The sequence below is a fragment of the Bacillus sp. 522_BSPC genome (assembly GCF_001076885.1).
Classification (GTDB): Bacteria; Bacillota; Bacilli; order Bacillales; family Cytobacillaceae; genus Niallia; species Niallia hominis.
This window is the reverse complement of sequence record NZ_JVDT01000284.1, coordinates 1-8,256: the sequence shown is the minus strand read 5'-3', so window position 1 is coordinate 8,256 and position 8,256 is coordinate 1. Positions and strand designations below refer to the sequence as shown.

Below are 8,256 nucleotides of genomic sequence, written 5' to 3'. Positions count from 1 at the left end.
AAGTAGCTTTATTTAAGAGCTAAATTAGAGATTGTTCGTCTTTATAGATTAGTTATTTAGGGATTTGTCCCAGCCTCTTTTTTATTTTAAAGTGTAAGTAATCTCTCTGTAACCTTTCTAATAAGTAAAGGCAAAGTTTGAAAAGTATAGGGTTTATATACTCTTTCCGTCCATTTATGTCCCCCTTTTCCATATACACCAATGTTAAGAGCAGGAATATTTAGACTCTGCATTTTTCCCAAATCTAATGGAAATAATTCATTCATTCCTGGAAAATTTGCGACCACTGTTTCAATCTCTGTTTGATTCCCATTAAATGCTAAGAAGCTACCGTCACATAAATAAGGGAAATACCCTCTTAACGGAAATACTTCCTTGTACTCCTCTTCCGCCTCTTGTAACACTTCTTCCAATACTTCTTTTAAATAAACGGACTGTTCATCCGTTTGTAACGTATTAGATGGTAAGAATGGTGTAGCAAAAAACAGAATAACCCGAGGCTTCTTTTCTGGATCTAATTGCTGTAAGCCTTCTACTAGTTCAAAAGCTTTTAATCGATCATCTAAATCTTCCGGCAAGCTTTTTAGTAAGCTATTCAAGTGCTTTTCTGGTTCTTCTCCATGCTCCTTTAAATACTCTATATATTCTTGAATTGTCATCACATCTGTTTTCCAGTTAATCGACCGTTCTGGGAGATTATTCGCTTTACAAAATGCAGTGTAGTTATTCGCTAATTTGTTCTCTATCTTTACACATGCAGTTTGGGCGATCCTTTTTAAGGAGACTAATACATCACTTGGTGTTTTTTTATAAATAAAATAATTAAAATACATTCTGATACTAACAGGTGTTTGAACATTATAGCTTTGCTTACTCTCTTTCATAAACAAACAGCTAGGCGGTAGGACTAATTCATTATCCAGCTTTTCTGCTAGAGAAAAATTTTGATTAATGCTTCTATTAATCTCTGAAGCAATTAATGTCGGGTCAATCCCAAGCAAGCTTTCGCCAACATGTGCCTCTCTTCCTAAAATAGAAAAACAGGGCAATAACTTTCCTGCTCCCCCACAATATACATATTTTGTTTGATCTCCATTGTATAAAGGCGAAATGAAATCATTATTAATAGCAGCTACATAGGATAATCCTCTTTCTTGTTGAAGACGAACGAGTTCACCTAAAGCTCCTCTAATGCCAACATGCTGATTCTCCTCATCGGCATTGAATAAGATTAGAATATTTCCATCAAGCTTTTCTCGATGATTCATGTAATAGAGAATATTTGCTAGATGAATACTTATTCCACTTTGCATATCAAGAGAACCTCTCCCAAACATCCAATCTCCGCTTCGGGCATCGTGTCTAGCCTCTTCATCCCCATCATAGCTTTTAAAAAATGCTGCTAGTTTATCCGGATCATGAGCAATGTCCTTTAGCTTTCCATAATCTTCTATCCCTACAGTATCTACATGTGCATGGTAAATCACCGTTTCTTTTTTATTTGAATTGCCTTGGAAAAAAGCCCATACATTTATCCGTTCATCCCCTTCTATGTCCTGCTTCCATACATAATCTGGATATGCCTGAAAATAAGGAAAGGAGGCAATTATTTCATATAAATAGTTAGCCTTGTCTAATTCTCCTGCTGTTCCACTATAGCTTTCCATTTCAATAAGTCTTTTTGTCAAAAATTCTACTTGTTGTGCTAATGTTAAAGATGCCAATTGATTATACATACCTTCATCCCCTGGTTTTTCTTTAGTTTTAAGTTTATTGCTATTCTATCTATCTGACAACCTATTTTTCTGTCTATTCAAATTATTATATATAATAGTAGACTCTCTTATTAAAATATTTTTCCCTTCCACATACCCCCTTCTATTTTTCTTCTTTTTCACATAGATATGAATAAAATGGACAAGAAAAGTTAGGATGATGTTTAGTGATGGAAAAAATCGCTGCCATTTTTGTCGGGAGCTTACTAATAGGCATTGGGGTTAATGGGTTTTTAGTGCCTCATCATCTTCTAGATGGAGGTATTATTGGAATTGGGCTTATCCTTCATTATCACTATGACATTCCAACAGGTCTTTCGATGATGATTTTAAGTTTACCCTTGTATATACTTGTTTGGTTTTATAATAAGGATTATTTCATTTATGGAATTTTCGGATTTCTTACTTCTTCTTTTTCTATTGACGTACTTTCTTTTTTACGAGAAATCTTCTCGCTAAATCTTGTATTAAGTGCTATTCTCGGTGGAGTAATTATTGGAGTTGGGATTGGGGTTATGCTTCGATTTGAGACAAGCACCGGGGGAACAGACCTTCTTGCCCAAGTGCTTGCAAATATCCTATCCATTCATGTGGGAATCATCATCTTTTTAATAGACGGTATAGTTTTATTAAGTGGCTATAAAATTGTCGGTATTCCTACACTTATAGCCTCTTTTATGACTATTTTCTGTGTCGCTATCTTTACGACATTATTGTCAAAAAAGAAGATTTCCATCTAGTTTTGAATGGATATAAAAAAAATTAGTAGGAGAATCACCGTTCCCTATTCCTACTAATTTTTCAGATAAATTCCATAGCTATTTTTGCATGTTTTTATTTTTCAGGTCACAGCTTTCCATTGCCGCTAAAATTGTCCCTCTAAATTGATGCTGTTCTAACGTAGTGATTGCTTCAATCGTTGCTCCACCAGGTGTGCATACTTCATCTTTTAATACCCCAGGATGCTTGCCTGTTTCTAAAACCATCTTCGCAGCACCTAAAACAGATTGGGCAGCCAATTTATAAGCTTTATCTCTTGGAATCCCACTACGGACACCGCCATCTGCCAATGCTTCAATAAACATATACACATATGCTGGAGAAGAGCCGCTAATGGCTGGAATAGAATCCATTAAACTTTCTTCTACCAGTTCTACTTTTCCAAATGATGCAAACATATCTTTTATAAAAGCAATGTCCTTTTCGTTCATCCGATCATTTGCACAAAATACAGTCATCCCTTCTCCTACAAGGGAAGGAGTATTTGGCATAGAGCGAATAACCTTTATTTGCTTGGACATTTGAGATTCTATGTATGCTATATCAATTCCAGCAGCAACTGTAACAATGATTGTTTCTTCCTTCACATAAGAGGAGATTTCTTGTAACACCTCTCCATATAAATGTGGTTTAACCGCAACAATTAGAACATCCGCATAACTTGCTACTTGTTTATTATCCAAGGTAGTTTCTATTTGAAAAGCTTCCTTAACATTTTGTGCGCTCTCTGCCGACTTTGTGCTTGCCAAAATTTCTTCTCTCTTCGCAAAAGAAGATTGAAGCATTCCATTTACCATCGCCTGGGCCATTTTTCCACACCCAATAAAACCAACATTTCTTTTTTTCACTCTGATCTTCCTCTCTCGTTAGTCTCTTTACTTTTACATAGTACGAGAAGAAAATCAACCAATCCTTCTAATCGATTGAGTAAATAGAATAATTAACACATAATTTTTGGACCATTTTTCCTTTGATACCCCGGCTTGATCTGTTCCATTCTAATTGCTTCTTTCATACATAAATTTCCCTTCTCTGAATGAAATGATAGTAAACTAATCCCAAATTCAATCAATGATACAAGAATAATTTCCATTTCCATTCCATCTAGCTTTAATGTACAATCGTTGCTTGTTGTTACTTTCTCGCTTACCATTTCTAAAATGAATAGAATTCCTTTGGATGCATTTCTTATACTAAAATCCAACGCCTCTTTTATTAATAAAAGATTTTCCTCGGTTACGTATATTTGCTCCTTCACTATAAACCTCCTTCATACCTATTAAATTCTATTCTTATTGCGAAAATCATTTAACTATATAATCTGGAAGAAAAACTTCGTCTGGTGTTTTGGAAAAAATACTAGATATCTGTACTGCTTGTTCATAAGATAATCCTCGTTTGCCATTCTCAATTTGCCAATAATATGACTTTGTAATGCCTAGCTTATCAGCCATCATTTGATAGGTATAGCCGTATTGCTTTCTTATGATACGCAGTGTATTCCAATGCATTTTTTACACCCCATCTACCAATCATCTTTTTTCCTTTTATTAAAATTATACGTAAACCAGTAGTTTACTTCAATATAAAATTCCGTATTTGTTAACAAATATTCATCATTTACTGTTAGCTATTTGTTAACATATAATAGAAGTATCGAAATGAGGAGCTGATTCAGATGAATTTTCCAGAAAGATTGAGGTATTTACGTAAGTCAGCAAACATTTCTCAACAAACGCTTGGGGATGCAATGAATGTGACAAAGGTATCTATCTCAGGGTATGAAACAGGTAATCGAAAACCTGATACAGACACATTACAAAAACTTGCTGATTATTTTGATGTAAGCATTGATTATCTCCTTGGCCGCTCAGAGACAAAGGAAGCAAGAGCATCCTATCAAACGGCAGAAAAGGAAATTACGATAGAAGAAGCTTTACTCCTTTCTCAATTACAGAAATATCCATCTATGTATAATCATTTAATAACCGACCCAGAAAAAACGGTTCTTCAGCTGTATAGACTATGGAGTTTTTTAGAAGAAGAGAAGCAGAATAAAAACTTGTAAGAATATTGACCTTACAAGTTTTTATTTAATTCTTAACAAATTTCTTATAAGAGCGTATAATATACATAATTCTTATAAGAAAGGTTGGTTTTTTGTGACTACTCTAGCGAAAACAATTCCACAGCCATTAGTTCGTACTAACCAATGGATTATTTTTCTTTCTGTTTTACTTAGTTTATTTACGCAGCAATACTGGATTTTGCTTATTCCTCTTTTAGCAGGATTAGGCGGTTTATTGTTTCACTGGAATCCCATTATGAAATTAGCCAGCTTGTTTCTCCAAAAACCAAGGAAGGAATACCGTCAGGAAGACTGGGATCAACAACAGTTTAACCAAATTATTGCTGTAGTTTGTTTGGCTGCTGGCTCTATTTCCTTTTTCCTTAACTGGAATATTGCCGGCTACATCTTTACGATTATGGTTGGGGTCGCTTCTATCGTTGCCATCCTCGGATTTTGCATCGGTTGTTTTATCCGATTTCAATGGAAAAGATATCAATATAACCGTAGCCTGTAAATAGAAAATGCATAGGGATTCCATATAACTTATATAGAATCCCTTCCTATTTTACAGACTTCTTTCTTTTATTTGCTTTTCTATCATATGTTTGAATGTTTCTATAGATAGTCCTTCAGAATCCGCTTCTCCATACTTTCTTACATTTACTTTATTTTGTTCTTTTTCTTTATCCCCGAGTACTAATATATATGGTATCTTTTGCATTTGTGCTGCTCTGATTTTATACCCTAATTTTTCGTTGCTGTCCTCAATCTTCACTCTTATCCCCGCTTCCTTTAAAGCAGATTGAACTTCTAGGCAATAATCTAAGTGAACAGTTGAGACTGGAATAATTTCAACCTGTGTGGGGGCAAGCCAAACAGGAAAGGCACCTGCAAAATGTTCAATGAGTATTCCAAAGAATCGATCAATTGACCCATATATAGCACGGTGAATAACAACGGGACAGACTTTTTCATTGTTCTCATTAATATAAGCTAGGTTAAAAAGCTTTGGCATTTGAAAATCAAGCTGAATTGTTGCACATTGATGACTTCTTTTTAAAGCATCCTTTATATGAAAATCAATTTTCGGACCGTAGAATGCTCCATCTCCTTCATTAAGAATATATTCTATTTCAAGATGTTCTAAAACATTTTTTAATGCACCTTCTGCCAATTCCCAGATGTCATCCCCTTCCAACGAATCTTCTGGTCTAGTAGAGAGTTCCACAGTATAGGCAAATCCAAAAGTACGATAGACTTTATCAATTAATTGAAAGATGTTTTTTATCTCCTCTTCGATTTGATCTTCTCTTACAAACAGATGGGCATCGTCTTGGCAAAATGTACGAACACGAAGCATCCCGTTTAGTGCACCACTGTATTCATGACGGTGTACCTGACCAAATTCAGCTAATCGAATGGGCAAATCACGATAAGAATAGAGACTATTTTTGAATATAAGCATATGCCCCGGACAATTCATCGGCTTTAATGCAAATTTTTGTTCATCTACTTCGGAAAAATACATATTTTCATGGTAATGATCCCAATGACCTGATTGCTTCCACATTCGCTCATTCATCATCAACGGAGTCCTCACTTCTTCATAACTAGCCTCTCCTTGAAGATCTCTTGAAAATTGCTCTAATTCATTGCGAATAATTTGTCCTTTCGGTAAGTAAAACGGCATGCCAGGTGACTCTTCTGAAAACATAAACAGCTCCAATTGTTTTCCTAGCTTGCGATGATCCCTTTTAGCAGCTTCTTCTATCATCTCTAGGTATTCCGCTAATTCCTGCCGACTCGAAAATGCAACTCCATATACTCGCTGCAATACTTCGTTCTCACTATCCCCTCTCCAGTAAGCACCAGATACACGCATTAATTTAAATGCTTTAATAAAACCTGTAGAGGGAAGATGAGTGCCACGGCATAAATCAATAAACTCTCCTTGTTGATAGAGGGAAATCGGTTCATTTTTTGGTATTGCCTCTAAAAGCTCCAGTTTAAACTTCTCCTCCTTTTCTTGAAAAAGCTCGTTTGCTTTCTCATATGATACCTCTTTTCGAATAAAGGGAAGATTTTCCTTGATAATTTTTTTCATCTCTGTTTCAATAGCTTCTAAATCATTGACCGTTAAACGATGGTCAAGCTTCATATCATAATAAAAGCCGTCCTCTACAACTGGTCCGATTGCAAGCTGAACATTCGGATACAATCTTTTCACCGCTTGTGCCATTACATGGGCGCTGGAATGGCGCATAATAGAAACACCCTCTCGGGAATCTATTGTTATAATAGACAAATGTACATCTTCCTCTATGCGATGACTTCTATCTACAATCCATTCGTCATTTATCTTTGCACCAACTGCTTTCTTCTTCAAACTTACACTTATAGACTCAGCAATTTCAGCGACCGTACTCCCCTTCGGAAAATCCTTGCTATTTCCATCTGCTAATACTACCTTAATCATTTTGTTCACTCCTCTTTTTGTTTTTGGGTATAAAAAAAACACTCATCCCTAAAGAAAGGGACGAGTGTCTTTACCCGTGGTTCCACCCAAATTCCCATGAAAAAACACAGTGGTTTTCTTATGGCTTGGTGCAGTAACGTTGCATAAACGATATTGACTACTTCTAGTTCACCAATATAGCTCAAAGGTGGTAAATTATTTCCCTTTGCTAGGAAGCTCTCACCTGTTCTTCCCTCTCTGATAACAGTAAAAATAATTCATGTCCTTTTCATTGCTTTATTATAAAATTGAAAACAAAAAACGCACTCATCCCGAAAGAAGGGACGAGTGCATTTACCCGTGGTTCCACCCAATTTCCCATAAAAAAAACATATAAAGGTTTTCTCATGGCTTGGAGCAATAACGCTTGCATCTACGGCATTGGATACTAATAGGTTCCCCAATGCTACTCAAAGGTGGTAAGTTACTTATTCTGCGTTAGGAAGTTTTCAGCAATTCTTCCCTCTCTGGAAACCGAAATAGTAGCCCATGTCCTTATCAAAGCTTCTAATAATCAATTTTTTAACATTCTATTATAGAATGGAAATATTTGCAACCATTATTTCATTAAAATTATTCACCTAAGAAAATATTTAGTATGTTTTTCCTTTATTAACAGAACCTTTTCAGCGAATCAAAACCACCAGTGTGAACTGGTGGTTTGCTCTGCGGCTAAAAGCCTCTCTTACCGGCCTCGGCCTTAAAGGCCCACTGAAAAGGTTTCCCTTCTGCACCACATTCACTCACCAATTCTAAAGAATTTCTTTATTTACTTCCGATTTTTCTCACCCGTGAACGGATCGAATTCTTCGAACAACGTTAGCTGATCAGCCATATAATCTTCTTTCAGCTGATTTCTTATATATTCTTGTATTTGTTTCTTATTTCTCCCCACGGTATCAACGTAGAAACCACGACACCAAAATTTCCGATTCCCATAGCGATATTTCAAATTCGCATGTCGATCAAATATCATCAGGCTACTTTTTCCTTTTAGGTAACCCATGAACTGCGATACACTTAATTTTGGTGGAATACTAACCAACATATGGATATGATCCGGACAGGCATTTGCTTCATGTATAATGACACCTTTTCTTTCACATAGCTCTCTT

9 protein-coding genes and 2 other annotated features are annotated in these 8,256 nt (G+C 35.7%); of the genes, 3 read left to right on the top strand and 6 right to left on the bottom strand.

The window, feature by feature from the left end; translation table 11 throughout:
* Positions 1–86: 86 nt before the first annotated feature.
* The gene (locus ADJ83_RS23580) at positions 87–1,736 is read right to left on the bottom strand and encodes a M20/M25/M40 family metallo-hydrolase (protein ID WP_048719230.1); all 1,650 of its coding nucleotides are present in this window, start codon (positions 1,734–1,736) and stop codon (positions 87–89) included.
* A gap of 209 nt (positions 1,737–1,945) precedes the next feature.
* Here ADJ83_RS23580 and ADJ83_RS23575 point away from each other — a divergent pair, with 209 nt between their 5' ends.
* Positions 1,946–2,515 (top strand): YitT family protein, encoded by a 570-nt coding sequence (locus ADJ83_RS23575; protein ID WP_231512507.1) that lies wholly within the window; start codon positions 1,946–1,948, stop codon positions 2,513–2,515.
* A gap of 78 nt (positions 2,516–2,593) precedes the next feature.
* On the opposite strand, the gene proC is transcribed toward ADJ83_RS23575, so the two are convergent.
* From proC to ADJ83_RS23560, 3 genes are all read right to left on the bottom strand, one after another.
* Positions 2,594–3,403, bottom strand: a complete 810-nt coding sequence (proC, locus tag ADJ83_RS23570; RefSeq protein ID WP_031535740.1) for a pyrroline-5-carboxylate reductase — start codon at positions 3,401–3,403, stop codon at positions 2,594–2,596.
* A 92-nt stretch (positions 3,404–3,495) separates the two neighbouring features.
* On the bottom strand, positions 3,496–3,813 hold the full coding sequence (locus ADJ83_RS23565) for a hypothetical protein (RefSeq protein ID WP_031535744.1): 318 nt from the start codon (positions 3,811–3,813) through the stop codon (positions 3,496–3,498).
* 46 nt (positions 3,814–3,859) lie between these two features.
* Positions 3,860–4,066, bottom strand: a complete 207-nt coding sequence (locus tag ADJ83_RS23560; protein WP_031535746.1) for a helix-turn-helix transcriptional regulator — start codon at positions 4,064–4,066, stop codon at positions 3,860–3,862.
* A 167-nt stretch (positions 4,067–4,233) separates the two neighbouring features.
* On the opposite strand from ADJ83_RS23560, the gene ADJ83_RS24660 reads away from it, so the two are divergent.
* Complete coding sequence (locus ADJ83_RS24660; RefSeq protein ID WP_031535748.1) at positions 4,234–4,623, top strand: helix-turn-helix domain-containing protein; 390 nt, start codon at positions 4,234–4,236, stop codon at positions 4,621–4,623.
* Between the two features lie 94 nt (positions 4,624–4,717).
* The gene (locus ADJ83_RS23550; protein ID WP_031535750.1) at positions 4,718–5,140 is read left to right on the top strand and encodes a DUF4395 domain-containing protein; all 423 of its coding nucleotides are present in this window, start codon (positions 4,718–4,720) and stop codon (positions 5,138–5,140) included.
* 51 nt (positions 5,141–5,191) lie between these two features.
* Here ADJ83_RS23550 and thrS read toward each other — a convergent pair whose 3' ends face one another.
* Together thrS and tnpA are read right to left on the bottom strand one after the other, a co-directional pair.
* The gene (gene thrS / locus ADJ83_RS23545) at positions 5,192–7,111 is read right to left on the bottom strand and encodes a threonine--tRNA ligase (protein ID WP_031535751.1); all 1,920 of its coding nucleotides are present in this window, start codon (positions 7,109–7,111) and stop codon (positions 5,192–5,194) included.
* A 44-nt stretch (positions 7,112–7,155) separates the two neighbouring features.
* Positions 7,156–7,383 (bottom strand) — a binding site (T-box leader).
* A 35-nt stretch (positions 7,384–7,418) separates the two neighbouring features.
* Positions 7,419–7,652: a binding site (T-box leader), on the bottom strand.
* A gap of 258 nt (positions 7,653–7,910) precedes the next feature.
* Positions 7,911–8,256: IS200/IS605 family transposase (gene tnpA / locus ADJ83_RS23540; protein WP_048718401.1), on the bottom strand; the 346-nt coding region annotated here is incomplete at its 5' end.

Bases quoted from the DNA above. Each gene is read 5' to 3' on its own strand.
- ADJ83_RS23580 (WP_048719230.1), bottom strand. From the start codon at position 1,736: ATGTATAATCAATTGGCATCTTTAACATTAGCACAACAAGTAGAATTT.
- ADJ83_RS23575 (WP_231512507.1), top strand. From the start codon at position 1,946: ATGGAAAAAATCGCTGCCATTTTTGTCGGGAGCTTACTAATAGGCATT.
- ADJ83_RS23560 (WP_031535746.1), bottom strand. From the start codon at position 4,066: ATGCATTGGAATACACTGCGTATCATAAGAAAGCAATACGGCTATACC.
- ADJ83_RS24660 (WP_031535748.1), top strand. From the start codon at position 4,234: ATGAATTTTCCAGAAAGATTGAGGTATTTACGTAAGTCAGCAAACATT.